The sequence below is a fragment of the Pseudomonas californiensis genome, assembly GCF_021147775.1.
GTDB classification, from domain to species: Bacteria; Pseudomonadota; Gammaproteobacteria; order Pseudomonadales; family Pseudomonadaceae; genus Aquipseudomonas; species Aquipseudomonas californiensis.
In genome coordinates, this window is the sequence record NZ_JAGTPK010000042.1 from 1 (window position 1) to 25,632 (window position 25,632).

Genomic DNA, 25,632 nt, shown 5'->3' on the forward strand with positions numbered 1-25,632 from the left:
GCGGTTACCGACGCAGCGAGCGAGTGAGATTGAGCAACTGCTGCCGCATCAGTGGGTATCTGCCTAAGTCGTGCAAGATGACTTCGGCGGACGCTTACGATACTCCGAGCGGTTGCCCGGTTGCCCGGTTGCCTTGCTTAGGCTACGTACGCGTAAACCTTCAAGCGCCTGCGCACGGCAGTTGTCACGTTACCGGCGCAACAGACCCTTGACGCCTTTAACAACACCTCTAAAGACCACCCACAAAAAAGGCCGCATTCACATGCGGCCTTCTTGTCACAGCGCCCCTGACTCAAGAAGCCACTTCAGGCGCCTCTTTCTTCACTTCATCGCGTCGCTGAATGTACTTCCAGTCAGCTTCATCGATGTAGATACCGTTAGGCCCACTGCCGCCTTCCAGGTCAATGGCTACGTGAGCAGAGACCTGAGGTTTCACGCTGGCCAGGATCGGTACGAAGCCCAGTTGCAGGCTTGTTTCCAGCAAGGCGGCCTGGTTCTTCTCGTCGATGTCGGCTGCTTCGTCCAGGTAGTAGGGGAGGCGTACGCGGCCCGCCTGGTCGCGGTCCATCAAGTGCAGCAGCAGGTACATGTTGGTCAGCGCCTTGATGGTCATGGTCGTGCCGTTCGACGCAGCACCGTCAATGTCGGTGTGAATGACCGGCTGACCATTGACCTTGGTGATCTCGAACGCCAGCTCGAACAGGTCTTTCAAGCCCAGCTGGTTGTGATTGGCGGCTACCAGACGTGCCAGATACTCCTTTGCCTCTTCGTTCTTGTTGTCCTGTTCTGCACTTTGACTGAGGTCAAAGACCGACAGTGTTTCGCCTTCCTCGTACTGACCGGCACTGTGGATGATCTGGTCAATGTGCTTGAGCGCTTCCTTGTTGGGAGCCAGCACGATGCGGAAGCTCGCCAAGTTGGAGACCTGACGCTTGTTGATCTCACGATTGAAAAGCGCCAGTTGGTGCTCGAGGCTGTCGTAGTCGCTGCGGATGTTACGCAGGGTACGTGCGATGTCCGTAACGGCAGCACGGCGTGCCTTGCCCAGCGTCAGGGCTTCATCGGTGCGATGCGCATACGCGTTGATCAGCAGTTGCAGACGACGCTCCATGTCGTCTTCGCTGTCGAACTTCGCCACGCCTTTAAGACGCACTTGTGCGTACAGCGCTTCGATCTGGCCGTCGCTGCGCAACAGGCCTTGCCAGCTGTCTTGATAATCGTTGAGCAGGGGCAGCAGATTATCCATGGAGTCGTCGATCGACTCCATGAAAGGCGTACCGAATGGCAGATCAGCAGGCAGCAACTGACGACGACGCAATGCGTCATCGAGCGTACGCTGCTTTGACTCCAGATCGCCGATCTGACGCGCCACCAGTTGCAGCTTGGCCGACAGTTGCTGGACACGCTCTGTGAACGCGTCGCTTGAGCGTTTCAGTTCATCCTGAGCAGCTTCCATCTGCGCAAGGTCTTCGAGTTTGCCTGACTCTTCAGCGCTCAAGGTCTGGCAGCGACGAAAGTCCTCCAGGGCTTTCTGCGCGTCCAGAACCTGCTGATACAACGCCTCGGTCTGAGTCTTGCTGGCTGAGCGGTCAGCGGCAACGGCCTGCTGGGTTTTCAGTTGCTTGAGTTCTTTTTCCAGGCGCTCCTTCTGATCGCGCAACGCTGCGCGGTCAGCCAGTGCCTGCAAGGCAGGAGGTTCGATGGTCGACAGGTTGATGGTCAGGCCCGGCACCACGAACTGCTCGCCCTTGAAGCCGTCCAGGATCGTTTCCAGTGATTTGACCCAGGCATCGCCATCGTCCAGCGCGATACCCTGTTCACCCAGCGGCAAGCTGAACAGCGCACTGTTGAACAAGCGCATCAGGCGCTCGACATCCGGTTGCGAGAACTCTTCGCGCAGACGGGCATAGCTATTGTTATCAGCATGATCGAGTTGCTGTTTGACCGACTTGAGACGTTTCTCCAGATCGCGCAGACGCTCGTCCAGATCTTCGGCGCTGAACTGGCGAGACTGGGCCAGTGCGCCAGCCAATTCATCGTGAGCGTCCTTGGCGGCAAGCAACTGCTGCTCCAGGACTTTGACGTCATCCACCAGCGCAAAGCGATTCTTGAGGACCGACAGTTCACCAATCCAGCGCTGCAGGCTGCTGATCTCACGCTCGAGGCGCATCAGCTCCTGCGTGCTGCTACGCTGGTCGTTCTGCATCTCGTCTTGCTGAGCACGATAATGCTCGGCCTGGATGACCAGTTCTTCCTTGCGCGCACTGGAGTAATCAGACCAGGTGCCCAGCAGCGAATCGAGGATAGGTGACAGGCGATGCAGCTTGCCGCGCAGCACATCGCGCTGGCGGACACCCGAGGCCAGTGCTTCGACCAGCGGACCTGCCAGCACCAGAGAGTTGTAGTCCTGCTCCATGCGGCGTACATCGCGGAAAGCTTCTTCACAGGCGGCAATGTAATCGACGCTGCCGGAACGCAGGCTATGTTCGAATGCGTCCAGAAACAGCTGCTTGAGTTTGGCCGCGGTGATTTCGCGCATATGTAAAAGGTTGATGAACAGCGCACGGAAGGTCTTGAGGCTTTGTTCGCTGGTCGAGCGCAGCGGAATCAGCGTGAGGTCCAGCGGAATCGAAGTATGACCGCCCACCAGCAGGCGACGCAGTTCATCAGGCTTGAGTTCGTAGGCTTTCAGGCCCTGGCTTTCCAGATTGGCGAACAGCTCTTTCTGACGCAGGCAGGTGTCGTTCTTCTGGTAATGACCAAGGTCGAGCTCGCCGGCGTAGGCGAAAAACTGGTGACCGAAGCCGCCGCCAGGTCCGCGGCCGACCACGCCAATGACGTGGGGGCCGTGAGGCAGGGAGACTTCAACCAGAATGTAGCTGGTGTCCGAGGCAAAGTAGAAGCGGCGGGATTGCTCCAGGCTGTACTTGCCAAAGCTCATGTCCGACATGCGGGCCAGAATCGGAAACTGCAGCGCATTGATCGAGGCGCTTTTGCCGAGGTTGTTCGCGCCATAGACAGACAGCGGATTTTCCAGCGGGAACAGGCCAAGGCTATAACCGGCGGTGTTCAGCAGGGCGAAGCGGCGGATGCCATAACGTTCCTGGCTCATGCGTCCAACTCCTGTTGTTCATCGGCGATAGCACGCGCCAGCGCCTGCTCTTCTGTTTCCTCACTGAATTCGTCCAGATCCAGAGGATCATCGGTTTCCAGCAGCTTTTCATCGCTGTCATCGTCGATAAGCACCGGCGTTGGCAACGGCAGGGCGCTGTGCAGGCTGGCCGCCAGATCGCGGTCCTGCTGCACCGACAGGCACACGTCGAGAAAACGATGCATGGGTGGCAGAAAGCGGTACACGCCCATTTCTTCCCCGGCGAAGCCGAGTTGGGTCATGCGCCGCATGATCTTCTCTTCGAGCTCTTCCTGAGTCTGGACCTCAGCCTGCAAGAACAGATCGCGGTATTTCTCCAGCATGGAAGGCAGTTCATCGCGGCCCAGGCTGCCACCGTCCAGCACCGCCATAGGGTCACGGCCCTGATCTGCCAGGTGCTCGACCAGAATGAAGGTGAACAGTGCGAGGCGTTGAGCCGTCTTGTTGACCTGTGCAGTGGCCAGCTCAGGGACGAAGTAATAGAAGCCACGCGTATCGCACACCAGTTCGAAGCCAAGGGCCTTGAACAGCATGCGGTACTGGTCCTGGAGATTGGACAGTTGGGCATACAGCTCCGGGTCGCGACGGCTGACGTGGTAGCCCTTGAACAGCTCGCGAAAGATCGGCGCCAGCTGGGACATTTCTGATAGATCAAGATGCATGAACGGTGCTCTCGGAATTCTCTGGCTGCTGTTCTTTTGGGGCAAGCAGTGCAAAGGAGCGCAGGCTGACGCGGTGCTCCCGGGTGAAATATTCGCGACGCTCAAGGCGTTCGCGTGCGAAGCGCTTGTCGCGCGACAGGCGTGAAAACCAGTACAGCAATTCATCGGTTTCGCCGTGCGGCTCCTGTTCCAGCAACCAGACCATCAGGTCGGGCATCGGCAGGGCGTCTTCGCAGCGTTCGAGCATTTCCTTGACCGTGCGCGGCGCGCGTGGTGGCTCGCCTTTGCGGGTGGCGCTGGCCTTGGGGAATTTTGCCGGTTTGGGTTCAAAGCGTGCCAGCGCATAGACGTAGGCTTCAACCTGACTCGCACTGCCCAGAAAAGTACTTTGCGGACGGGTGAACATTGGCATCGCTGCCTGCGGTACGGCATCCAGGCCCTTGCGGCGAATGGCGGACAGCGCCAGCGCGGCGCCACGGGTCACGGCGTTGTGACGACGAGCCTCTTCGCGCAGCGGCAACAGCAATTCCCGTGCATGGCGAAGTGTGAGCTGGGCGCTGGTCTGCATCTCCAGAATGCGCGCGTGGGTCCTCAACAACATGTCGTCGTCGACCAGGTGTCCCAGACGCTGCTGTTCGGTCAGCAGTCGCAGCAGCACGTTCTCGACCTTGCGCACGCCCTGCTCAAAGGCGCCATCGGCGTTCACCAGTTGAATCATCGGCTCGATGTACTCGTCCCAGGTGGCCAGCACTTCGGCGTAACGCTGACGCAGCGGGATCTGACGGTCGCTGGTCTTGGCCCGGTCAGCCACGGCAACCAGCGCCTGTTCGTCGTTGGCGAGCTTTTTGAGGACATCACGGACACGCATGTCGAGCAGCCGCAGCTGTCGGGCCAGGTCGTTGGCGTCGCGTATGTCGAACGCATCCTGAATATAGCCAGCCAGACGCTCCAGGTGACGCAGGTAAGCTTCGATTTCCAGACACAGGCCGAGCCTGTGCTCGCGGCGCAGGTAGGACAGAAAGTCATGTATCTGCGCATTCAGCTCGAAACGGTTCGGGCTCTTGGCGACCGGTACCAGGATGTCCAGACGAATCCACACGTCCAGCAGGTTGGTAATGTCTTGCGGGGTGCTGTCCTGTTGCTGTGCGGCCAATTGCAGGCGCAGCTCGCTCAGGCTCAGCGTGCCCTGGTCGAAATGCTCACAGAGAGGCTCCAGAAGCGCCCAGTGCTCGGCAAGGGCGCGCAGGACGCGCTTGGGTTCGATCATGGGTAGGCCGATTGTTGGCAAATGAAAGGCGGCGATTGTACTGCATCAACCGCTCGATATTTCACCTGCGCACGATATGCAGCAGCACGAAAAGGCGAACAACGCTAGAATTGCGCGCTCAACTTATCCACAGGTGGCTGACCCTTGCTGAACGAGTCCCGTCGCCGCGCTTATTTGACCGCCATGCAAGTGGTCAACTGGCTGCCGCGTACAGAACTGCCTTTTGCTGCCCCGTCCCGTCCGGAGCTGCTTGCGCCCGTGCCGCCGCCGGTGGAGGTGCACAGCGTCGTGCCTGCTGCTGCGCCTGCAGCGGCGGCCGAGCCTACGAACGTCGTGCCGATCGCGCGCCCGGTCGAGCGACCAAAGATCGAGGTGCCGCGTCCATCGTTGGCCAGCACCCGTACGGTCGCCGTGGTCGAGGAGGCTGAGCCAGCCGCACCGAAGGTGCAGGTTGTGCCGCCGCCACGTTTTGCCTTGCAGCTGCTGCGCGCAGGGCGCTGCCTGCTGCTGGTCGAGTTATCCACCGGTCAGCCGTTTCAAAGCCGTGATCCGTCCTACCTGCTACTCAAGGATATGCTCCGCGCTGCGGGTTTGCCGGACAGCCCGCAGATCATCGGCGAGCCGGTCCGCTGGCCGTTGTTGGTGCGTGGACAAATGGATCAAGGCCCCGAAGCCGCCCGCGATTTTGTGCAGGGCTTTGTCGGCGCGCGTCTTGAAGACGAACCCTGTGCCTGTTTGTGGCTGATCGGTTTGCCTTCCATGAAGTTCGCCGGGGAAGCGGACGCCGAATCCTATAATCGTGAGCTGCAGGTCGACGGGCTGGGTGCAGCCTGGGCGTTGCCGGGGCTTGAGTTACTGATGGACGAGCCTGAACGCAAGGCCGATGTCTGGAAAGCCATGCGTCGGCTTATGGCGCGCTGGAAATCAATCGATGAGTGACGCAATAACCTTTCGCCCGATGACCGAGGCGGATCTGGATGCTGTGCTGAAGATCGAATACGCGGCGTTCAGTCATCCCTGGACACGTGGCATCTTCCTCGACGGACTGAAGTCGTACGAAATCTGGTTGATGTTCGAAGGTGCCCAGCAAGTGGGGCATGGCGTGATTCAGATCATCATCGATGAAGCGCACCTGCTCAACATCACAGTCAAGCCTGAGAATCAGGGGCGTGGGCTGGGCCTGAAGCTGCTGGATCATCTGATGAAACGCGCGTATCAGCTCAACGGCCGCGAGTGTTTTCTGGAGCTTCGCGACAGTAACCGGCCGGCCTATCGTCTTTACGAGAGCTATGGCTTCAACGAGATAGGCCGGCGTCGTGATTACTACCCTGCGGTGGGCGGCCGTGAGGATGCAGTCGTCATGGCCTGTACGCTGTTCGAGTAGCTTCAGCGCCGGGCGTCACCGTCCAGCGGGTCGATGATTGCCAGCTCTTCTTCGTCAAGACCGCTGCCGCCACCGATATCGTCTTCATCAACTACGGTCAGGTCCAGATCAGCGGCCTCGTCTTCGCCCTGTTCTGACGGCGAACGGGCGCCATCTTCGTGAATCAGTGTTTCCGGGGACAGATCATCGTCAGTCGAGTGATGATCGTCGGTTGACGCGCCGGTCATTCCGGCCTCGCGTGTGCGCTGATCCGGAATTTCATGTTCAAGTTCGTCTTCAGGAATAAGATCGCCAATACGGGCGGTCTCGTCGTCCCGGAAATTCAGCTCTTCCATTGAGCCCATGCGGTCTTCGTTATCGTCGATGGGCTCTGGTTGGGTCGCATCGAACGGACGGCGTGAATCGTTCATGACAAATCCTCTTTGCAGGTGGTCGTGATAGGTGGACCGGCCGCAACTTTGAAGATTCCTTTTTTGTTGCCTGAGACGCAGGCGACAGTAGTGGCAAATAGACGTGACTTGTCGGATCGGACACCAGTCCAACGCTGAGCATCATTACCGAGGCAACAAAGCATGAACGATCTACAAGACCTGATTGATAACAATGCACGTTGGGCCGATGCGATCAAACAGGAGGATCCTGACTTCTTCGCCAAGCTGGCTCGCCAGCAAACCCCTGAATTTCTGTGGATCGGCTGCTCGGATGCGCGCGTTCCCGCCAACGAGATCGTGGGCATGCTGCCTGGCGATCTGTTCGTACACCGCAACGTGGCCAACGTTGTGCTGCACACGGACCTCAATTGCCTGTCGGTCATTCAATACGCCGTGGACGTTTTGAAGGTCAAACATATTCTGGTCACTGGCCACTATGGCTGCGGCGGGGTACGCGCCTCCATGCAGGATCGTCAGTTTGGCCTGATCGATGGCTGGCTGCGCACCATTCGTGACTTGTATTACGAGAACCGCGCCGTGCTGGCCAAGCTGCCGACCGAAGAAGAGCGTGTCGACCGCATGTGCGAGCTGAACGTGATTCAGCAGGTCGCCAACGTGGCGCACACCAGCATTGTGCAGAACGCCTGGCACCGTGGTCAGAGCCTGTCGGTGCATGGCTGCATCTATGGCATCAAGGATGGTCGCTGGAAAAGCCTGGACACCACCATCAGTGGTTTCGAGCAACTGCCGCCGCAGTATCGCTTGCGTCCCCAGGACTGATTGATCCTTCAATAACAGGCGTCATCGCGGATTGTTCGCGATGGCGCCTGTACGCCGTTCCAGCGTCACAGCACGAACCGTTGCACCATCAGGTTCAGATCGGTTGCCAGCATCGACAGTGCATTGCTCGCCACCGTGGTCTGCTGCGCGCCAGAAGCCGTCTGTGTCGACAGATCACGAATGCTGCTCAGGTTACGGTCAACCTCGCCTGCCACCTGCGCCTGCTGCTCTGCGGCGCTGGCAATCAACAGGTTTCGGTCGTTGATGGTGCTGGTCGAAGTGATGATGACCGTCAGCGCCTCGCCTGTGGCGGCAGCCTGCTCCAGCGTGTGATTGGCCTGTGAAGCGGTATGACGCAATGAACTGGCTGTTTCCTGAGTGCTTTGCTGCACACCATTGATCAACCCTTCGATTTCAGCCGTGGACGCGCTGGTGCGTTGCGCCAGCGAACGGACTTCGTCTGCCACCACGGCAAACCCGCGTCCGGCTTCACCGGCCCGCGCTGCTTCAATGGCAGCGTTGAGCGCCAGCAGGTTGGTCTGGTTGGCGATGCTGCGGATCACGTCGAGAATACTGCTGATGCTTTGCGTGCGCTCGGCAAGGCCTTCGGCCTGATGCGACGAGTCCAGTACGTTTTCGGTCAGCGCCTTGATTGAGCTGATGGTGGCAGACAGCTTGACCTGGCCCTGTGCGGCCGCCTGGGTGGATGCTTCGGATTCGGTCACGGTATTGCTGGCATTGCCTGCCACTTCTACCGCTGCCTGGCTCATTTGGTTGACCGCCACAGCAGCCTGTTCGATTTCGTTGTTCTGCAATTGCAGGCTCAGCGCGCTCGCTTCCGCGATACTGCCCATCTCCTGCACCGATTGCGACAACTGGGCGGCAGCGGCATAGATCTGGTCGATGGTGCTGTGCAGATTGGTGCGCATGCGACCCAGCGTCAGTAGCAGTTGGGCCGGTTCGTCCTTGCCTTGCGGGATCTGGTGCTCTGTCAGGTCACCATCGGCAATGGTGCTGGCGATGTGCAGGGCATGCCGCACCGGGTGAATGATGCTGATGCTCAAGCGCCAGGCCAGCAGCAGGGTCAATGCCAGGGCAAGGGCGATGGCGCTCAGCGCGATGATGCGCGTCTGCTCGTAGCTCGCACCGGCAGCGTCCACGGCGGCGGCCGCACTTTGTTTGTTCAGTTCGCGCAGCAGTTGTACCTGCATGTCCATCAGATCGCCTTGCAGCGCCAGTTGAGTATTGGCGAGCATTCGGGCTTCAGCGAGTCTGTTCTGTTCGATCAGCGCGATCTGATCCTGTAAACCTGGCATGAAGGCCTTGTAAGCATCCTGCAAGGCGGTGATCGAATCATGTTCGGTGCCGCTGGTGACTCGGGCCAGATAGTCCGAGAAGCCTTTTTCGACTTCATTCCTGAGCTGTTCGACATTGATCTTGCTGTTGATAACGGCACCGGGATCGTCGGCGTTGGCGATCAGGCGGGTCGTTTCGCTGCGTAACTTCACCAGTCCGATCGCGATGGCATCGGCCATGGCGATACTGGGCAGCGCGCCACTTTCAACCGCCTCGCCCTGATTACGGATACCTTGCATTTGCAGCAGACAGAACACACCCAGTGCCACCATCAACAGTGAGGTGATTCCGAAACAGATCACCAGCCGAGGCGTGATGTTGAAACGGCGCAAGACCGTCAATCGGGACTGCTGGCGCATGGCACGAGGCAGAATTTTTTTCACGACACATGACCTCTGAACGGACTTTCTTGGAGAGCCGTTTATAAGGCAAGTGTGTGATGTCTTTATGACATCTCCGTGCAGCCGGTCGATTGACGTCAGAAAACCGGGACAGCACGTGAGAGAGATCAAGCGACGGGCGGCCCTATCTCCTGCATCAGTTCCTCAAGATAGCGCTTGAGGCGCTTATGCCTCACCTTCGCCAGCCTGATGCCTGTCGACGTTTGAAACCCGTCTGCCAAGCGCAAGAGCTTGGTGTGAAAGTGGTCCACGGCAAAATGTTTATCGTCGTAAGGGCGTTGGGTGGCGTCAGGATCGACGGCATCATAGAGCAACCCACCCATTCGTCCCGACACATAGAAAACCCGCGCTACGCCTACCATGCCCAGCGAATCCAGGCGATCAGCATCCTGCAGAATTTTGGCTTCCAGTGTCAGGGGCGTGATCGCCGCAGAATAGCTGTGGGCTTCGATGGCATGGGCCACAGCGCTGACGCTTTCTTCGTCCCAACCCATTTCTGTCAGCAGCTCAGAAGCCCTGGCAGCGGCAAGGCGCGAGGCGCTGGAGCGAAAGGGGGAATTTTTTTCGACCGATACACAGTCATGCAGCAATGTGGCCGCAATGAGCACGCGCGCATTTCCGCCTTCATGATCACGGATGGCCCGAACGTTGTGCCAGACCCTCAGCAAGTGCGAAATATCGTGCGAGCCGTCGATTTTTTCCGCATGGGTGTGGGGGAGCAGCAAACCGGCCAAGTCCTGGAACGGTTCAAAACGCTCGGTGATCATCCGGATCTCCTGATGCATCGTAGGTGGAGGAAGCATTGCAGAAATGTGTCGCCAGCAAAACCGCAATCTGCGAAAACGCAGGCGCAAGCTGCCAAACCTGCGGCCATTAGGTCGCACCGTGGCGTCGCTAAAGCCGGCATTCCCCTAAACCCGGAAAAGCCCTTTATAATCCATGGTTTTTAACCGCCTATGTGAGAACCATTGTGAGCTTACCGTCCTGCCCGAAATGCAATTCCGAATACACCTACGAAGATGGCTCCCTTCTGATCTGCCCGGAATGCGCTTATGAATGGTCTGCGGACGGTAGCAGTGCCGAAGCATCGGACGATGTGAAAGTCATCAAGGACTCGACCGGCAACGTTCTTCAGGATGGCGATACCATCACCGTGATCAAGGACCTGAAAGTCAAAGGCTCTTCGCTGGTGGTCAAGGTGGGCACCAAGGTCAAGAACATCCGTCTGGTGGATGGCGATCACGATATCGACTGCAAGATCGACGGCATTGGCGCAATGAAGCTGAAGTCCGAGTTCGTCAGGAAGGTTTGATTCAGCGGGCCACTCGTTTTAGCCTGAACGCCTCGCCGGTCAATTAGCCGACGGGGCGTTCGTGTTTTCGGCACATCATGTCTGGCTGCGCGAGCGACAGCCCCATGAGACGAACAAGACAGGAGGAGCTTATGCCAACAACTCCCGCACCCTATCTAGGGCCTGATGAATGCGTTGTGCTGTACGACGGTGTCTGCAAACTGTGCAACGGCGTCGTGAAATTCCTGATTCGCCACGATCCGCATCAGCGCCTTCGGTTGGCGGCGGTGCAGACGCCAGAAGGCCAGGCGTTATTGAAATGGGCCGGCTTGCCACTGGATGAATTCCACACCATTGCCGTCATCGTCAACAACCGCCTGTACGTTCGTTCAGATGCTTTCCTGTACATCATGCGACTGCTGCCTGCGCCATGGCCGTTGCTTAGCGTGTTGCGAGTCTTCCCGAGGTTTTTGCGGGACTGGGCGTACAACAGAATCGCACTCAACCGCTACCGCCTGTTCGGTCGCTACGACCATTGCCTGCTGCCGTCGGCTGATCATGAAAAACGTTTCTTGAAAGCTTCTGACGCTTGACGTGTCAGTGTTCCTGGCCCTTGACGACTACGGGACAGGGCGAAAGCTCCAGCACCTTGCTGGTCACCGATGGCTCCTTCAGCCTGCCGAAAAAGGACATGTGGCGATGGCCGATCACCAGCATGTCGCTGTCCATGCGTCGTGCTTCTTCACAGATCGCCACCGCCGGGTCATTTCCCGCCAGCGTTTCAGCCGAGCAGACGATGCCGCTGACCTGAAGCTGCAGTAAAGCCTCTTTCATGAGCGCCTGCCCTTGATGTTGCTCATGGGCGGCGGCGGGGTATTGCTCATTGGCGAACAGACTGTCGCCCTCCGGCAGCGCGTACGCCGGATCAATCACGCAGATGAGCCGAAGATGGGCGTCATTGGACGGACCGGCCAGCTCTTTTGCCAGGTCCAGAACGGCCCAGCTTTGCTCGCTGCCGTCGATGGCGACCAGAATTTTCTTGAACATGCGGGCTCCTTTTCAGTGACGAGCAGTCTGCACAGCCCTGGATGACCGGTAAATGCTGCCGCGTGCAACTATAAAGTGCGCCTCACGCAACCGACGGTCACCTGTAAGCGCTGTGATTCATCGATGTGTTGTGATCCTCCCGATCGATCCGTAGAATTCGCGGTATTGAGCTGTACTTCTTATACCCACAATAATCCACTTCGCACGCTGCGCTCGGTCTTCACTGTTGAGCGGGGCGCGTTTGCGTTGGTTTTTTCTGGGGTGCAGCCAGCTGGATTGATGTGTACAGGTGCCATGCGATTTGCATATGTGTGGCGATCGGCCTGCGGGTCGGAACCCCTTTGAGCGTTGCATACCCCTGATGACTACACCCCCGAATGCACATGCCGGTAGCTGGCTTGGCGTACTCGCGTTGGCCTTGGCGGCCTTTATTTTCAACACGACCGAGTTTGTGCCGATTGGTTTGCTGAGCAATATCGGCAAGAGCTTCGACATGACGACGGCTCAGGTCGGCCTGATGCTGACGATCTATGCGTGGGTCGTTTCGCTGATGTCGCTGCCGATGATGCTGATCACCCGCAACATCGAGCGTCGCAAGCTGCTGATCGGCGTGTTCGGTCTGTTTGTGGTCAGCCACGTGGTCTCGGCCATGTCGACCAGCTTTGCGATGCTGCTGGTCAGCCGTGTCGGCATTGCGTTCGCGCATGCGGTGTTCTGGTCGATCACGGCGTCGCTGGCCGTGCGCATTGCGCCGCCGGGCAAGCAGGTGCAAGCGTTGGGACTGTTGGCAACCGGGACCTCGCTGGCCATGGTGCTGGGTATTCCGCTGGGTCGCGTATTGGGCGAGGCGCTGGGCTGGCGCACCACATTCATGGGGATTGCGGGCGTTTCGGCGCTGGTGGTGTTGCTGTTGACCCGTTCGCTGCCGCTGTTGCCCAGCCAGAACTCCGGCTCGCTGCGCAGCCTGCCCATCCTCTTCAAGCGTCCGCGTCTGGTCGCCCTGTATGTGCTGACCGCACTGGTCGTGACCGCTCACTTCACTGCTTACAGCTATATCGAGCCCTTCACCCAGACAGTGGCGCGGCTCAGCGGCGAGATGACCACGGTATTGCTGCTGGTGTTTGGCGGCGCAGGAATCATGGGCTCGATCGTATTCAGCCTGTTCAGCGACCGTTTTCCCAATGGCCTGTTGATCACCGCGATAGGCACCATCGCCTTGTGTCTGCTGATGCTGCTGCCGTTGTCCGGTCAAGCGATAACGCTGGGGACACTGACCGTCGTCTGGGGCATGGCGATCATGTGCTTTGGCCTGCTGCTGCAGGCGCGCGTGTTGCTGTTGGCGCCGGATGCTACGGACGTGGCCATGGCCCTGTTCTCGGGCATCTTCAATATCGGTATCGGCGGGGGCGCGTTGTTGGGCAGCGTGGTCAGCAGCCAGTTGGGCGTTGCGAGCGTCGGTATTGTGGGCGGTCTGCTGGCGCTGGGCGGGTTGGCGTTGTGCTGTTACACCACCTACCATTTCGGCAAATCTGCGAGCACAGCCGGGATGCAGGCCGAAGGCAAGTAGTGATCAGAGGATCATTCGCAGATCGGGCGACCCTGCCTGATCTGCGAAGCGGGCGAGACTGTCGGATGTCAGACGGCCCGTGTGTGGACCGCTCAGGCCTTGAGCCGGCCCAGCCATTCCAGCGATGTTCTCCAGATACAAATACCCAGAAAGTACGCCGACATCGCCATCCACAGGCCCATGACAACCGGGCCATTATGTGGGTGGTTGATGATCAGCAGAGCGCTGGACAGCAACCAGACGGTAGTCACCGCAATATTGATCGGCATGAAGCGACGCACTCGAAACGGGTGCAGGAACTTCATGCGGGTCAGGGTCAGCAGCGCCAGGGCGATGATGGTGACGAATGTCATCCACGGCGATGGCGAAAGAATGTACAGGCACAGCACGACAACGTTCCATGCCGCCGGGAAACCCTGGAAGTAGTTATCCTTGCTCTTCATGTCTACGTTGCAGAAGCAGAACAGCGACGAAACCAGAATGACCGACACGCTGAGCAGCAGCGTGTAGTCCGGCACTGGAATGTAGCGGTAAAGGAACAGTGCAGGGATGAACACGTAGGTCAGGTAATCGATCACCAGGTCCAGAACCGAGCCATCGAAGTGCGGGAGCACCGAGATCGTGTTGACCTTGCGCGCCAGCGAACCGTCTACCCCATCGACGATAAGGGCAGCGCCCAGCCACAGCAGGCAGGCTTTTGGTTCATTGTTGAACAAGGCAATGGTGGCGAGAAACGCCAGGACTACGCCGGTGGCAGTAAAGCCATGTGCACCCCAGGCGTTGAGCCGGGCTATGCGTTGATTGGTTATCACGGGGGCGCTCTCCAGGAAATAATGCATGCCAGGGTTGCCGTAAACCTGACCGGTAGCAACTATCGACCCGGCAAGCGACGATAAGGTTCAGCGGTGACTATCGCTCGTTTCCCTGTCATTTTCCAGAAAACTGCGTCCTCCATCGGACCGCTCGTCTCTGTATTCCTCTGGTTCTACGAAACAGGTGGGCGGCTCACCATTGGCATTGAGCTGGTTGATCAGCGTCGGCTGGCCCTTGCTGTTGAAAAAAACCTGACCCACACCTGCCGAATTCCACAAGCGTTCACCCGCTTTGCTGTGTTCGGGCGTACGCGGGATGACCTTCATCAGACGTCGCTTGGTGAACCAGTTCAGGGGTGAGCGGGGGGAGTATAACCAGCGATTCAGGCGATCAAAAGTGTCCAGCAGGCGTCGAGGGAATTCATTCTTGATTCCGCTGCTGGTGATCTGCCAGATACGAGGCCCGCCGCTGCGGTGACGGATCAGGATTTCGTAGACGAATGAGTAGTGAACGTCACCCGACAGAATCACGTAATTGCCTGGCGTTCGTGAGTGGCGAAAGATATTCAGGATGACATGTGCAGCGCCACGGTGGGCCATCCAGTTTTCCGCATCGACCAATAATGGATAGCCGCACCAGCTGAAAATCCGCTGGATGGCCTCGATCAGCTTGACCCCGAAAACGGGAGCGGGGGACACGATGATCGCTGACTTGTGGTCGATCAGCTCCTGTTGCAGTTCGCAGAGCGCTTCCCAATCCAGCAGGCCGGACGGGTGATTGAAATTCGACTCGCTGCGCCACCGTCGGGTACGCGTGTCGAGCACGACCAAAGCCGGTTGGGTGGGCAGTACGTAGTGCCACTGCTGAAATCTCAGTAATTGGTCGATCAGCGCGTTCTGATCGGCACTGTTCAGTTGCCCGTCACGGTCAACCGCGTCAGCGCTCAGTTTGTGCGCCTTTGCGATGAGGTCATTGAGCGCGTCGGGATTATTGCCCCAGCCCTGACACAGCAGATAGGCGATCAGGGCGTTGCCGATGATGCGTTTTGAAAAGGGATGGCCGTAGGCGGTTTCTTCCCAGTTGGCCGACAGGTTCCAGTCATCGGTGATGTCGTGGTCATCAAAAATCATCATGCATGGCAAGTGGGCCATCGCCCGGGCAACACCGCCCAGCCCCTTCTTGAACTCATCTATCAGCGTCTGTTCGGCGGCGTAACGCTCCTGCTCCTGCTCGTCCAGCTGGGGCAGGTCAGGCTCGATCAATGTCCACGGCACGGGCGACCACACCAGCATGTACATCGCCATGACTTCCGCCAGGGTGACCAGGTGGTTGTCGGCGGTGCTGCTGGTGAACACCGGTTTGCTTTTGCCACCAAAGAAACGCTCACGCAGGGTGTCGTTGCTTTTCAGGGCAGGCAGCAAGTCGGCGCGCTGGTAGTAACTGGCCGGGTGCTTGTACAGGCTGACGCTGTCCTCGACGACTGCACCTTCGAGCGTTTCATCGAACAGCCCCAGCCGTTCTATCAGGCTGTGAATAGCGCGCAGCATTGGGCCTGCAACGTCGTCCGCGTATACCTGATCACCGCTCATCATCAGCAGAGCGGGGCGTTGCAGCGGGTCGCTGGTGTCGGCCAGCAAACGGTCTACGCACAGCAAGCCTTCGGCGGCGCAGTGGTGTGGCTTGCGGCACGAGCCATGCAGCATGTGATCGATGCTGCTGCGAATCACAAAGTTGGGATGGCCGGCGCCGTCATACAACATATGCGGTGCCCATTCGGCGATGCTGCTCTGATCGCCATCAACCCTCAGGTCGTACTCGATCAAAGTGTCGCGTGGCAGCTCTTCATCCAGTTTCAGGTCGATCAGGTGCACGAAGGCGTCACGGCCTACGGCGATGACCTGGCATTGCTGAGTGTCCAGCGGATAGTCCGTAAACGTCCCGGTGGTGTCACCGGCGGCAGGCCGCAGGCGCACTGTCAGCTCAAGCGGACGGGAGCCGATCAGCCAAAGCACCAGACGGTTGGCTTCCTGGCGGCGCAGCAGTGGTCCTGCGAGGACGGAGGGTAAAGGGGGCTGCTGTGTGGCAGACGAGGACGGCATCCTGATTTGAGGCTCTGATAACGGGTGACGGAAATAGTAACGCAGCGGCGCTTGAAAGTTCCTGTTACACAACCTCGCACCCCGGGCAGCATGTTTCAAAGCGTTGCGGGTCGCGGTTCCTTGAGATAGCCGGAAGAGTATAGATGGGGACAGTCTGTCGGTAATTCCGTGAATTCACTCCAGTGGGGCGTGCTGTGGCCGATAGTTACTCGATAGGACGCATGAGGTTGTCATTATCACGGATGCCCTGTGATAGAGCCTCTGCTTATCGCTCATCAGAGGGACCTCGTCATGAATTGGTTTTACAACGCCAGGCTGTCCACCAAACTGTTTATCTCGTTTGCGCTGTGTGCGCTGATCACTCTGGTGGTCGGCGTGATCGGCAGCCGAGGCATCAGCGACTTGTCGACCAGCCTCAAGCTCACGTTTTCCAACAACCTGGTATCAGTTTCCAAGACCAGTGAGACCAAAGCCAACGTCATTGCCCAGAATCGTGACTTGTATCGCATGATTTCAACGGCGGCCGCCAATGCTCCGCAGACCGCGAAGGACGAGGTTGTCGCCAGCATTCGTGAAAACAGGGCTCAGGCTGAGAAGGCTTATAACGCCTATCGTGCCACGCCGCTTGAAGATGACGAGAAAGCGGCCGGCGATCAGATGGACCGGGATTGGCCTGCTTATCAGGCGCTGGTGGATAAAGCTGTCGGTGTGGCCCTGTCGGGAGATGCCGGTGCAGCGAGAGCGTTGGTCGATGGTGAGGTTCGTGCCGTCTACGGCAAGATCATGGAGGAGTTGAATATCATGGTCGGCTCCAATGCGCGTCAGACCGGTGAAGGCGCTGACGCAGCTGCAAAAACAGAAGCCGCCGCCAACCTCAACCTATACGTAGGCATAGGCCTGGCCTTTCTGGCCGCATTTGGTCTGGGTCTGTTCATCAGCCGTGTCATCAGCAAGCCCATTGCCTACGCCGTGGGCAGTGCCCAGCGAATTGCGGGCGGCGACCTGACCCAGCCAATCATCAGCGCGCATCGCGATGAAGCCGGTTTGATGTTGTCAGCGCTCAGCGACATGCAAAACAGCCTTAAAAGCACCATCGGGCAAATTTCCAGCGCTGCTGATCAGTTGGCATCCGCTGCTGAAGAGCTCAATGCGGTTACCGAGGAAAGCAGCCGTGGTCTGACGCGTCAGAATGACGAAATTCAACTGGCTGCAACGGCGGTGACTGAAATGACCGCAGCGGTCGAAGAGGTGGCGCGCAATGCCATGTCCACCTCCGATGCGTCGAAAGTCACCAGCACCGAAGCGGCCAACGGTCGTGACCAGGCTCGCGAGGCGGTGAACGCGATCAATTCCGTGAGCACCGAGATCAGCAGTTCGACCACCATGGTTGAAGAGCTGGCCGGGCGTGTGCGCGAAATCGGCAAGGTTCTTGATGTCATTCGGGGTATTGCCGAACAGACTAACCTGCTGGCCTTGAACGCGGCCATCGAAGCCGCGCGTGCTGGCGAGCAGGGCCGTGGTTTTGCCGTCGTAGCGGACGAAGTGCGTGCACTGGCTGCGCGTACCCAGGCGTCTACCGGGGAAATCGAGGCGATGATTGGCAGTGTTCAGAGCAGCGCTGACCAGGCCGTTCGTGCCATGGGTAACAGCCGCACCCTGGCCAGCAACACTCAGTCGCTGGCGCAGGCCACCGGTCAGTCGCTGGAGCGTATCGCACAGAGCATTGCAGAGATCAACGACCGGAACATGCTGATCGCAACCGCCTCCGAGGAGCAATCCCATGTTGCTCGCGAAGTGGACCGTAACCTGGTCAACATTCAGGATCTGTCCACTCAGACTGCTGCTGGCGCCAATCAGACCAGCGCGTCCAGCCACGAGCTCTCCCGTTTGGCGGTCTCGTTCAATAGCCTGGTAGGACGGTTCAAGGTCTGATCCCCTTGTTCTCGATCAAACAGGCCTGAGAGCCTCAGGCTGCAACAGCCTGCGGCGATTGGCTTACAGGCGCTTCTGGAAAAAGAAGCGCGTGTGCCCGGGCGGGTAATCATCGATCTGGCCGAATTCGGTGAAGCCATGCCGTCGGTAGAAGTCCGGCGCCTGAAAGTCAAAGGTGTCGAGCCATATGCCGACGCAGTCCTTGTCGCGCGCCAACTGCTCTGCCATCTCCATCAATCGATTACCCATACCTTGCCCTCTGGCCTGTTCAGGCACCACCAACAGTTCGATGAACAGCCAGCGATACAGGATCCGCGCATGCAGACCGCCGAGGATTTCCGAGGTCTGGTCATCACGCACGAACAGCGCCAGTTTTTCGGATTTCCCGTCACCCGCCTGCTCGGCGTTGTAGCGCCTCAAAGGTTCCAGAATCGCCAGGCGATCTTCTTCTGTGGGGTTGCCGTTGACTTCGATGTGCACGCTCATGCGGTGGCTCCCGGCCATTGATTGCCCGCAGAGGTTAAAACGACGAGTGGGCATGGGTAAAGAGGGGCAGGCGCGTCGCGGTTTTTTCTGGCTTTCGAGTGCCGCTCCCCTGGACGCTGCCGACAAGGCATTCAGTCGACAGGGCGGGTGTGAGAGAACAGGGCTAATTTCAGTGCTGTGTCATACGTCTTCCATGGGTAGGCCTGTGTCCGTGGCGCAGGCGCATTCATTATCCGACGGAGGCAAGACAGATGGCATTTGACCGTGAAGACACCCAGTTTCTGGTGGTGATCAACGAAGAACAGCAGTACTCGATCTGGCCCGAGTTCAAGGCTGTGCCGCAGGGCTGGTCAACGGTAGGTAGCGCAGCATCCAAGGCCGATTGCCTGGCTTATATCGAAGCAAACTGGACTGACATGCGTCCCGCCAGCTTGCGCGAGGCAATGCAGGCGTAACGTTGCGTTGGGCGTTGGTGTCTTTGATGGACCCGTTCAGGCCGGGTTGAGGTCAGGAACTGATGCCCAGACCTGCGATACGAGATCCGATGCCAGAGTTCTGGCATCGGATTTTCGGGCTGACCCGGTCAATTACCAGCGATAGTTGACCGAACCTATCACCGTGCGTTCGTCGCCGTAGCGGCACGAGGCGTTGCAGAACAGATACTTCTCATTGGCCAGATTTTGCGCCTTCATGGCCACTGTCCAGTTCTTGTCGACTTCGTAGCTGACTTTCGCGTCGAACAGGGTGTACGCCTCGACTTTCGCGTCGGTGTCCGAGCTCGAAGTCCGGCTGGTGCCCATGTAGCGTGCACCGCCGCCCACCACGACCTTCGACAGGCCCAGCGCGGTCAGACGATAGTCGGCCCACAGGCTGGCCATGTGGTAAGGCACGCCATCGATGCGTGTCCCGACGCGGCTCGCCACGGCGTCATCAGTGATCTTCGAGTCGGTGTAGGTGTACGACGCAGTGGTGCTCAGGTTCGTAGTGATGTCCGCTTTGGCTTCAAGCTCGACGCCGCGTGAGCGGGTTTCACCGAACTGCACGGTGTTACCGGTAAGGTCGGTGCTCAGCGAGTTTTTCTGCTTGAGGTCGTAAACTGCTGCGCTCAACAGGGCATTGGTGCCTGGCGGGGTGTAGCGCACGCCCACCTCATACTGTTCGCCTTCGGTCGGTTCGAACGCAGTAGGCGCGTTGGCGTTGAATACGTTGGCGGGCAGGAACGACTGACTCCAGCTGATGTAAGGTGCCAGGCCGTTGTCCGCTTCATACACCAGCCCTACACGGCCAGTCGCCTTTTTGTCGTCGCGTGGCGTGCGTGCGCCGGTAGCGTTGGCGTAGGTGCGGCTTTCCGCCCAGTCCTGACGGCCGCCGAGCAGCAGTACCCACTTGTCGTCGAACTTGATCTGATCCTGTACATACACGCCAGCCTGGGCGCTGTGCAGGTCCGAGCCGGTGTCGGCTGTGGTGATGGCCGTCGGTGCGCCATACACTGGGTTTGCCGGGTTGAAAACAGAGTTGGCGCCCGCGAAGCGATGCGAGTCGTAGGTCTTGTGGTAGTAGTCCACGCCTGCCAACAGGGTGTGCTGCCAACGGCCGCTGTTAAGGGTCCATTCGACGTTGTTGTCACTGGTCCAGCCTTCAGAGCGTTCGCGGCGAATACTTGCCCGACGTGCCAGCAGGCCCTGGTTGCGCAGTGCCACGCTGCCCGTATCGGCGACCTGCATGTAGTCCCAGCTCAGATCCGCATCGAAGTGGCGTAACGAGTGACGGACTTTCAGGTCTGGCGTGAAGTTGTGTTCGAACAGATAGCCGACCGTCGTCGAGTAGTTGTTGTAATGATCGAAGCCGCGCTCGCCGGTGAACAGATCACGATCGACCTTGGGGTAACGAGTGCTTGATGAGGTCGTGAGGTCATAGTCCAGAGGCGGGGCAAAACCGGTGCGGGTTTCCTGATAGCTGGCCAGGAAGGTCAGCGAGGTGTCCTCGTTCGGGCGCCAGGTGAAGGCGGGTGCGATGTAACGACGGTCGTCGTCTGCGTCGGTGGTCTGCGTGTCGCTGTCGCGCCACAGGCCCGTGAGGCGATAGGAAAACTGCCCTGCGTCGTCGAGCGGGCCGCCGAGGTCGAAGCTATATTGCTTGCGGGCATGGCTGCCGTATTCGACGTTGATTTCATGCAGCGGGGTGTCTGTCGGACGCTTGGTGATGGTGTTGATCAGACCGCCCGGTGACAGTTGACCGTACAGCACCGATGAGGCGCCCTTGACCACTTCAACGCGCTCCAGGCCGTAGGGTTCGATGCCGCCGTCATACACGCTGCCTTGCAGTTTCATGCCATCACGCAGAATGCCGCCAGTGCCCGAGCCCACGTTGAAACCGCGGATCACGAAGTCATCGGCTACCCGGCTGAAACCGCCCGGCTGGGCAATCACGCCTGGCGTGTAGCTCAGGGCTTCGGCCAGCGTGTCGGTTTTGCGGTTGTCCATTTCGTCACGCGTGATGACCGAAATCGACTGTGGGATCTCCTTGATCGCCGAGTTGGTCTTGCTCGCGCTGGTGCTGCGCGTTGCCACCGGGCCACTGACCTGCCCGGTCGGGTTCTCGATCACTTTGGCATCGATGTTGGTGTCCTGCAGCACCAGCGTGCTGCCCGGCGTTGCGGCACCGGTAGTGTCGGCGGCGTATGCTGCGCTCAGCGGCAGGCCACTGAGAAACAAGGCGAGCGCCAAGGGATGATAGGCGAAGACATTCTTTGCGTGCATGGAGGCTCCTGAGTGTGAAGTATTGGTCTTTTAAGTGGTTAAAGGTCAGGCCGCTCGTTGCTGATCCCCATCAGGTAGCGGGCGGCCAGCGTCAAACAATCAAGGGTAGTAATCGTCGAAGAAGGTCTCGCGTTCCAGACGCAGCAGGGCCGCTTTCTTGTGTGGCAGGGTGATGGTCTTGAGCCTGCCGTAGCCCTGGGACTCAAGGAAGCCGATCTGCCGGTTATGGTCGATCCGCGGCTCGCCGAGGATGCGCTGGGTGCGCGGCTCGTCGATGAACATGTAATGCATGAGCGAGCGGAACCAGCCCTTGAGCTTGCCGGCGCTCTGGTGTTTGCTCTCGCCGACCACCACGTGCCAGCCACGGTCGTGGTCCTGTACGTCGTAGTAAGGGGCGATGCGGTCTTCCTTGCACCAGTAGACCTCGAAGTAGGCGAACGGCTCGTCGTCATAGCTGCCGATCAGTGGCAGAACTCGAGGGTCGTCGAGCATCTGCTGCAGGTATTCGGCATGCTCTTGCAGGCTGCCGGTCTGTTCCCAGAAGAAGGCGACCTGTTCGAGGTTCATCCAGCGGTTGAAACGCTCCAGGTCACGCCCGATGTCGACGGTACGCAGGCTGAACGTGGTCTTGAGGCCGGGCAGTTCACGGCGATAGACCTCCCCATCAGGGATCGGCGGGCGTTGCGGGTGGCGTTTTTCACCGCTGAAGGTATACCGCAGCGGCATGCCGGCGGCTGAGCTGGTGGTCAGCCACGGCAGCGGGTGTTGCCAGAAGCTGCTGCGTGCACAACCCAGGCGGGCCGTGTGGCCGTCGTGGCCGAGCAGGGTGTCGAACACGCCTTGGCGGATGGCGTCGCGAGCGCGGTCGAGAGAAAGTGGAGCGCTGATTTCCAGCAGCGGGACGCGGGATGAATTGCAGAAGATCTGGCCGAGCAGCGCCAGCAGACCGGTGACCGGGAATGCCTCGGGCACGTTCTCCAGCACCACCTGATGGTCGTGGCGATGAAAATGCACGGGTACGACGCCCTCGATGGTCAGGCTGCCGTTGCCGTCGTCCGCCACTTGGGCGATCACGCTGCGGTCGTCAGCCAGGCGTAGGGTGAAGTTCGGCGTGGTCATGATGCTTCTCCGTTAGTGGTTTCTCGCGTATGCCGGCCCGCAGGAAACCTGCCGGGCATTGGCCCGGCGCAGTTCGTCCAGGCCATAGCTTAGGTAAGTCTGTAACGAATGGGAATCACAACTATTTACATTTTTTCAGATGACCTGCCATCGCAGGCCGTTTTCAGCGTTTGCGCGCCAGCAACCACATGAAGTAAGGGCCACCGATAAAAGTGGCGAACATGCCGGCTGGAATCTGCCACGGGAACACCAGATTGCGACCCAGCCAGTCGGCCAGCACCAGCAGCGTGCCGCCCAGCAATGCCGAGAGCATCAATTGCGCGACCGGCCTTTGCGCGCCCAGCATACGTGCCATGTGCGGCGCAATCAGGCCGACGAAGCTCAGTGGCCCGACTACCAGGGTCGCAGCGGCGGTCATCACTGCGGTGAGCAGCAACAGGACCAGTCGGCTGCCGCCCAGCGAGATGCCCAGTGCGCGGGTGCGTTCGGCGCCCAGCGGCATGATCGCCAGCCAGCGGTTGCACAGCGGCGTGACCAGCAGGAACGGCACCGCCAGCGCACTGATGACGACCGCCTGGGCGGTGTCGATGCGATAGGTCGAGCCGGTCATCCAACTGAGCATGAGCAGCACCCGGGAATCGCCACTGACCATGAACAGTGCGGCGAACGCGTTGAGCAGGGTGCTCAGCGCAACGCCGGTCAGCAGCATGCGGTCTGGTGCGAATGCGCTGCGCCAGCTCAGGGCGACAATGGCCAGCAGAGCCAGCAAGGCGCCAAACGTGGCGGCCAGCAGCAGGACCATCGGGTTGAAACCAGGCACGATCAGCAGGGCGAGAATGCCGCCCAGCGCGGCCCCGGAACTGACACCAAGCATTTCCGGGCTGGCCATGGGGTTGCCGGTCATGCGTTGCATCAGGGTGCCCGCGAGTGCGAGCAGGATCCCGGCGGCAAACGCAGCGGCCACGCGTGGCGCACGCCATGGCAGCAACGCCTCGAACTCCGCACCGCCGCTGAAATACCAGCCATCCGGGCCACGGCCCCAGGTCAGCGCCAGCAACACCGAGACCGCCAGCACTGCGAGCAATATCCACGCAGTGCGCTTGAGCGGCGCAACATGACTGGCCGCACGTTGAGAAGGCGGGTTGAGGCGGGTTTCATGCAGCCGCGTCAGTAGCACCAGCAGCAGCGGCGCGCCAAGAAAGGCCGTGAAGATACCGGTCGGCATCTCACCACCCAGCAGACCTGCCAGTACCTGCACCACCTGATCGGCGAGCAGCAGCAGCAAAGCGCCGAACAGTGGTGCCCAGATCAATCGCTGGCGCAAAGTACGGGCACCCGCCAGACGAGCGAGGGCGGGTGCTGCCAGACCGACGAAGCCGATCACGCCGACGCTGGCAATGGCGCTGGCGCTCAACGCTACGGCCACTGCAAGGGCCATCAGCCGCAGACGGTTGGGCGATAAACCGAGGCTGCCTGCCGCGGCGTCGTTGAGGCCGAGCAATTCAAGCGGACGAGCGAGCAGTACCGCGAACACGGCCGCCACTGCCAGACGCGGCGCCAGGTGATACACGTCCTGCCAGTTGTTCTGGTTCAGCGAGCCTGATTGCCAGATGAACAGGTTGCTCAGCACTTCGTGGTTCGCCAGTACCAGCAAGGTGCTCAGGGTCCCGCAGTACAGGTTGATGATGAGGCCGGAAAGGATCAGCGCCACCGGTGACAGGCGTCGGCTCCAGGCCAGGCCAAGCACCGCGAGCATGCCCAGACTGGCACCGGCCAGCGCCACGCCTTCCTGGCCGCCATCGAGCAGGTTCGGCGCATAGATGGCGCAGGCAGCCAGCGCCAGGTGCGCCCCGGAAGCGACGCCCAGCGTAGTCGGCTCGGCAATGGGGTTGCGCAGCACTTGTTGAAAGATGACCCCGGCCAATGCCAGCGCTGCACCCACCAGCAGGCTGATGACCAGTCGTGGCAGATAGCTGTAACGAACCAGCAAGGCGGGCAGGTCATCAGGGGCAACTGTGCCGAACGCATCGCTCCAGGGCGCATGGGCTAGCAGGGAACTGCCCTGATGGATGCTCAGGGCCAGGGCGATGAATAGCAGGCAGAGGGCCAGCCATGCCGGCTGGCGGCGCAGGCGTGAGGTCGGTTCAGGCATGGTTGGCTTCCATGGCGAGCAACTGCTCGGTGATCGTCAGTGCCAGGCGTTGTGCTGTCAGCAGACCGCCACTGGGGTAAAAGCGTGGCAGCGCCTGAGTGCGGCCTTCGCGAATCATCGGCAGGGCGCGCCAGATCGGACTGTTGTCCAGACGACGTTGCGCCGCGACGGCTTCGCGAGGGTTGGTGTAATACAGCAACGCGGCTTCGGGATGGTCCAGCAGCGTTTCGATGCCCACTGCGGGGCTGCCACCCCAGGCGTTGGTGCGGCCCTGATAGGCATTGCGCAGGCCCAGGCGTTCAAGAACCGCGTGATACATGCCTTTTGCACCGAACATCAGCAGGTGACGGCCGTCCGGGTTGAGGCGGGCGATGTACACCGGACGGTTGCTGATCGGCGCGAGCCGGGCCCGCAACTCGTCAAGCAGGCGGTCGGTCTGTTCAAGCAGGGTCTGCGCCTCGGTGCGACGGTCCACCAGCGCGCCGAGGTCAAGCATCACCTGGCCAGCGTTGCGATAGGGTTGGGCGTTCGCGGTGTAGATATCGAAGGTGCGCAGCGGCGCGATGCGGTTCAGCAGCGTGCCCTCCAGTTGCCAGGATGTGCCGATGATCAGGCCCGGTGCCAGGCGCTGCAGATATTCAAGATTGGGCTCGATGCTCGGGCCGAGGTCCAGAACGTCTTCAGGCATTTCCGGGTGCGCGACAAATTCGCGATAATAACCGGCGTTCACCACCGCTCTTGGCGCCACACCCAGGCCCAGCAGGCTTTCCGTAAGGGCAGGCTCGAAACTGACGATATCGACTTTGGGCAGTGTCGGTCCGGCAGCGCGGACCAGTCGCGAGCCGCACAGTGCGACCGGCAGCAGTGCGAGACCCGTCAGGGCTCGACGGCGGGTAATGGACATTTGCAGCTGACTCCGAGGCAGAACGATCGCC

At 59.7% G+C, this 25,632-nt stretch carries 22 protein-coding genes and 2 pseudogenes; 9 read left to right on the top strand and 15 right to left on the bottom strand.

What is annotated here, in order from left to right; translation table 11 throughout:
• Nucleotides 1–292: 292 nt before the first annotated feature.
• Genes mksF through mksB form a run of 3 tightly spaced genes read right to left on the bottom strand, consistent with a single transcriptional unit; the run spans nucleotide 293 to nucleotide 5,080 of the window.
• Complete coding sequence (gene mksF / locus KDX37_RS25485) at nucleotides 293–3,112, bottom strand: Mks condensin complex protein MksF (RefSeq protein ID WP_231655932.1); 2,820 nt, start codon at nucleotides 3,110–3,112, stop codon at nucleotides 293–295.
• Nucleotides 3,109–3,813, bottom strand: a complete 705-nt coding sequence (gene mksE / locus KDX37_RS25490) for an Mks condensin complex protein MksE (protein WP_231655933.1) — start codon at nucleotides 3,811–3,813, stop codon at nucleotides 3,109–3,111. Before mksE ends, mksF begins: the two co-directional genes overlap by 4 nt.
• The gene (gene mksB, locus KDX37_RS25495) at nucleotides 3,803–5,080 is read right to left on the bottom strand and encodes an Mks condensin complex protein MksB (RefSeq protein ID WP_231655935.1); all 1,278 of its coding nucleotides are present in this window, start codon (nucleotides 5,078–5,080) and stop codon (nucleotides 3,803–3,805) included. Before mksB ends, mksE begins: the two co-directional genes overlap by 11 nt.
• A gap of 144 nt (nucleotides 5,081–5,224) precedes the next feature.
• Here mksB and KDX37_RS25500 point away from each other — a divergent pair, with 144 nt between their 5' ends.
• Together KDX37_RS25500 and rimI are read left to right on the top strand one after the other, a co-directional pair.
• Nucleotides 5,225–6,019 (top strand): energy transducer TonB, encoded by a 795-nt coding sequence (locus tag KDX37_RS25500; RefSeq protein WP_231655937.1) that lies wholly within the window; start codon nucleotides 5,225–5,227, stop codon nucleotides 6,017–6,019.
• A complete protein-coding gene (rimI, locus tag KDX37_RS25505) occupies nucleotides 6,012–6,464 on the top strand; it encodes a ribosomal protein S18-alanine N-acetyltransferase (protein WP_231655939.1) in 453 nt (150 codons plus the stop codon). Before KDX37_RS25500 ends, rimI begins: the two co-directional genes overlap by 8 nt.
• Before the next feature lie 2 nt (nucleotides 6,465–6,466).
• On the opposite strand, the gene KDX37_RS25510 is transcribed toward rimI, so the two are convergent.
• Nucleotides 6,467–6,874, bottom strand: a complete 408-nt coding sequence (locus KDX37_RS25510; RefSeq protein WP_231655941.1) for a serine kinase/phosphatase — start codon at nucleotides 6,872–6,874, stop codon at nucleotides 6,467–6,469.
• Nucleotides 6,875–7,036: 162 nt separating this feature from the next.
• On the opposite strand from KDX37_RS25510, the gene can reads away from it, so the two are divergent.
• Nucleotides 7,037–7,675, top strand: coding sequence for a carbonate dehydratase (gene can, locus KDX37_RS25515; RefSeq protein WP_231655942.1), 639 nt, complete (start codon nucleotides 7,037–7,039; stop codon nucleotides 7,673–7,675).
• A 65-nt stretch (nucleotides 7,676–7,740) separates the two neighbouring features.
• Here the strand turns inward: can and KDX37_RS29895 are convergent, their stop codons facing one another.
• The 3 genes and pseudogenes from KDX37_RS29895 to KDX37_RS25525 all read right to left on the bottom strand — a co-directional run bounded on the left by KDX37_RS29895 (nucleotide 7,741) and on the right by KDX37_RS25525 (nucleotide 10,199).
• Nucleotides 7,741–8,604 carry a methyl-accepting chemotaxis protein gene (locus KDX37_RS29895; protein WP_406643359.1) on the bottom strand — a complete coding sequence of 288 codons (864 nt, stop codon included), beginning with the start codon at nucleotides 8,602–8,604 and terminating at the stop codon, nucleotides 7,741–7,743.
• A 219-nt stretch (nucleotides 8,605–8,823) separates the two neighbouring features.
• Nucleotides 8,824–9,390 (bottom strand): annotated as a pseudogene (locus tag KDX37_RS29900) (MCP four helix bundle domain-containing protein); the annotation flags it as partial.
• Nucleotides 9,391–9,539: 149 nt separating this feature from the next.
• Nucleotides 9,540–10,199, bottom strand: a complete 660-nt coding sequence (locus KDX37_RS25525) for an HD domain-containing protein (RefSeq protein WP_231655944.1) — start codon at nucleotides 10,197–10,199, stop codon at nucleotides 9,540–9,542.
• A gap of 200 nt (nucleotides 10,200–10,399) precedes the next feature.
• Between KDX37_RS25525 and KDX37_RS25530 the strand changes: the two genes are divergently transcribed.
• The gene (locus KDX37_RS25530) at nucleotides 10,400–10,744 is read left to right on the top strand and encodes a zinc ribbon domain-containing protein YjdM (RefSeq protein WP_231655981.1); all 345 of its coding nucleotides are present in this window, start codon (nucleotides 10,400–10,402) and stop codon (nucleotides 10,742–10,744) included.
• Nucleotides 10,745–10,875: 131 nt separating this feature from the next.
• The gene (locus tag KDX37_RS25535; protein ID WP_231655946.1) at nucleotides 10,876–11,316 is read left to right on the top strand and encodes a thiol-disulfide oxidoreductase DCC family protein; all 441 of its coding nucleotides are present in this window, start codon (nucleotides 10,876–10,878) and stop codon (nucleotides 11,314–11,316) included.
• A 4-nt stretch (nucleotides 11,317–11,320) separates the two neighbouring features.
• On the opposite strand, the gene KDX37_RS25540 is transcribed toward KDX37_RS25535, so the two are convergent.
• Nucleotides 11,321–11,770 carry a universal stress protein gene (locus tag KDX37_RS25540; RefSeq protein ID WP_231655948.1) on the bottom strand — a complete coding sequence of 150 codons (450 nt, stop codon included), beginning with the start codon at nucleotides 11,768–11,770 and terminating at the stop codon, nucleotides 11,321–11,323.
• 358 nt (nucleotides 11,771–12,128) lie between these two features.
• Between KDX37_RS25540 and KDX37_RS25545 the strand changes: the two genes are divergently transcribed.
• Nucleotides 12,129–13,337, top strand: a complete 1,209-nt coding sequence (locus KDX37_RS25545) for a sugar transporter (protein WP_319941719.1) — start codon at nucleotides 12,129–12,131, stop codon at nucleotides 13,335–13,337.
• Between the two features lie 92 nt (nucleotides 13,338–13,429).
• On the opposite strand, the gene pcsA is transcribed toward KDX37_RS25545, so the two are convergent.
• Together pcsA and KDX37_RS25555 are read right to left on the bottom strand one after the other, a co-directional pair.
• Entirely contained in the window at nucleotides 13,430–14,149 is a 720-nt protein-coding gene (gene pcsA, locus KDX37_RS25550) for a phosphatidylcholine synthase (protein WP_231655952.1), read from the bottom strand.
• A gap of 87 nt (nucleotides 14,150–14,236) precedes the next feature.
• Nucleotides 14,237–16,249: an alkaline phosphatase D family protein gene (locus tag KDX37_RS25555; protein ID WP_231655954.1), complete on the bottom strand. Its 2,013-nt coding sequence runs from the start codon at nucleotides 16,247–16,249 to the stop codon at nucleotides 14,237–14,239.
• Between the two features lie 291 nt (nucleotides 16,250–16,540).
• On the opposite strand from KDX37_RS25555, the pseudogene KDX37_RS29905 reads away from it, so the two are divergent.
• Both KDX37_RS29905 and KDX37_RS29910 read left to right on the top strand, forming a co-directional pair.
• Nucleotides 16,541–17,323: pseudogene (locus KDX37_RS29905) on the top strand (MCP four helix bundle domain-containing protein); the annotation flags it as partial.
• Nucleotides 17,318–18,181, top strand: coding sequence for a methyl-accepting chemotaxis protein (locus KDX37_RS29910; RefSeq protein ID WP_406643360.1), 864 nt, complete (start codon nucleotides 17,318–17,320; stop codon nucleotides 18,179–18,181). The pseudogene KDX37_RS29905 and the gene KDX37_RS29910, both read left to right, overlap by 6 nt.
• Nucleotides 18,182–18,244: 63 nt before the next feature.
• Here KDX37_RS29910 and KDX37_RS25565 read toward each other — a convergent pair whose 3' ends face one another.
• Complete coding sequence (locus KDX37_RS25565) at nucleotides 18,245–18,667, bottom strand: GNAT family N-acetyltransferase (protein ID WP_231655958.1); 423 nt, start codon at nucleotides 18,665–18,667, stop codon at nucleotides 18,245–18,247.
• A gap of 251 nt (nucleotides 18,668–18,918) precedes the next feature.
• Here KDX37_RS25565 and KDX37_RS25570 point away from each other — a divergent pair, with 251 nt between their 5' ends.
• Nucleotides 18,919–19,122, top strand: a complete 204-nt coding sequence (locus tag KDX37_RS25570; RefSeq protein ID WP_231655959.1) for an MbtH family protein — start codon at nucleotides 18,919–18,921, stop codon at nucleotides 19,120–19,122.
• A gap of 132 nt (nucleotides 19,123–19,254) precedes the next feature.
• Here KDX37_RS25570 and KDX37_RS25575 read toward each other — a convergent pair whose 3' ends face one another.
• The 4 genes from KDX37_RS25575 to KDX37_RS25590 form a co-directional block, all read right to left on the bottom strand.
• A complete protein-coding gene (locus tag KDX37_RS25575) occupies nucleotides 19,255–21,426 on the bottom strand; it encodes a TonB-dependent siderophore receptor (protein ID WP_231655961.1) in 2,172 nt (723 codons plus the stop codon).
• 99 nt (nucleotides 21,427–21,525) lie between these two features.
• Entirely contained in the window at nucleotides 21,526–22,545 is a 1,020-nt protein-coding gene (locus tag KDX37_RS25580; RefSeq protein ID WP_231655963.1) for a GNAT family N-acetyltransferase, read from the bottom strand.
• A 163-nt stretch (nucleotides 22,546–22,708) separates the two neighbouring features.
• Nucleotides 22,709–24,697, bottom strand: coding sequence for a Fe(3+)-hydroxamate ABC transporter permease FhuB (gene fhuB, locus KDX37_RS25585; RefSeq protein ID WP_231655965.1), 1,989 nt, complete (start codon nucleotides 24,695–24,697; stop codon nucleotides 22,709–22,711).
• Nucleotides 24,690–25,601 (bottom strand): ABC transporter substrate-binding protein, encoded by a 912-nt coding sequence (locus KDX37_RS25590; RefSeq protein ID WP_231655967.1) that lies wholly within the window; start codon nucleotides 25,599–25,601, stop codon nucleotides 24,690–24,692. Before KDX37_RS25590 ends, fhuB begins: the two co-directional genes overlap by 8 nt.
• Nucleotides 25,602–25,632: the final 31 nt, after the last annotated feature.

Coding starts and splice junctions, on each gene's coding strand:
- mksF (WP_231655932.1), bottom strand. CDS start 3,112: ATGAGCCAGGAACGTTATGGCATCCGCCGCTTCGCCCTGCTGAACACC.
- mksE (WP_231655933.1), bottom strand. CDS start 3,813: ATGCATCTTGATCTATCAGAAATGTCCCAGCTGGCGCCGATCTTTCGC.
- mksB (WP_231655935.1), bottom strand. CDS start 5,080: ATGATCGAACCCAAGCGCGTCCTGCGCGCCCTTGCCGAGCACTGGGCG.
- rimI (WP_231655939.1), top strand. CDS start 6,012: ATGAGTGACGCAATAACCTTTCGCCCGATGACCGAGGCGGATCTGGAT.
- KDX37_RS25510 (WP_231655941.1), bottom strand. CDS start 6,874: ATGAACGATTCACGCCGTCCGTTCGATGCGACCCAACCAGAGCCCATC.
- can (WP_231655942.1), top strand. CDS start 7,037: ATGAACGATCTACAAGACCTGATTGATAACAATGCACGTTGGGCCGAT.
- KDX37_RS29895 (WP_406643359.1), bottom strand. CDS start 8,604: ATGCGCACCAATCTGCACAGCACCATCGACCAGATCTATGCCGCTGCC.
- KDX37_RS25525 (WP_231655944.1), bottom strand. CDS start 10,199: ATGATCACCGAGCGTTTTGAACCGTTCCAGGACTTGGCCGGTTTGCTG.
- KDX37_RS25535 (WP_231655946.1), top strand. CDS start 10,876: ATGCCAACAACTCCCGCACCCTATCTAGGGCCTGATGAATGCGTTGTG.
- KDX37_RS25540 (WP_231655948.1), bottom strand. CDS start 11,770: ATGTTCAAGAAAATTCTGGTCGCCATCGACGGCAGCGAGCAAAGCTGG.
- KDX37_RS25555 (WP_231655954.1), bottom strand. CDS start 16,249: ATGCCGTCCTCGTCTGCCACACAGCAGCCCCCTTTACCCTCCGTCCTC.
- KDX37_RS29910 (WP_406643360.1), top strand. CDS start 17,318: ATGCAAAACAGCCTTAAAAGCACCATCGGGCAAATTTCCAGCGCTGCT.
- KDX37_RS25565 (WP_231655958.1), bottom strand. CDS start 18,667: ATGAGCGTGCACATCGAAGTCAACGGCAACCCCACAGAAGAAGATCGC.
- KDX37_RS25570 (WP_231655959.1), top strand. CDS start 18,919: ATGGCATTTGACCGTGAAGACACCCAGTTTCTGGTGGTGATCAACGAA.
- KDX37_RS25575 (WP_231655961.1), bottom strand. CDS start 21,426: ATGCACGCAAAGAATGTCTTCGCCTATCATCCCTTGGCGCTCGCCTTG.
- KDX37_RS25580 (WP_231655963.1), bottom strand. CDS start 22,545: ATGACCACGCCGAACTTCACCCTACGCCTGGCTGACGACCGCAGCGTG.
- fhuB (WP_231655965.1), bottom strand. CDS start 24,697: ATGCCTGAACCGACCTCACGCCTGCGCCGCCAGCCGGCATGGCTGGCC.
- KDX37_RS25590 (WP_231655967.1), bottom strand. CDS start 25,601: ATGTCCATTACCCGCCGTCGAGCCCTGACGGGTCTCGCACTGCTGCCG.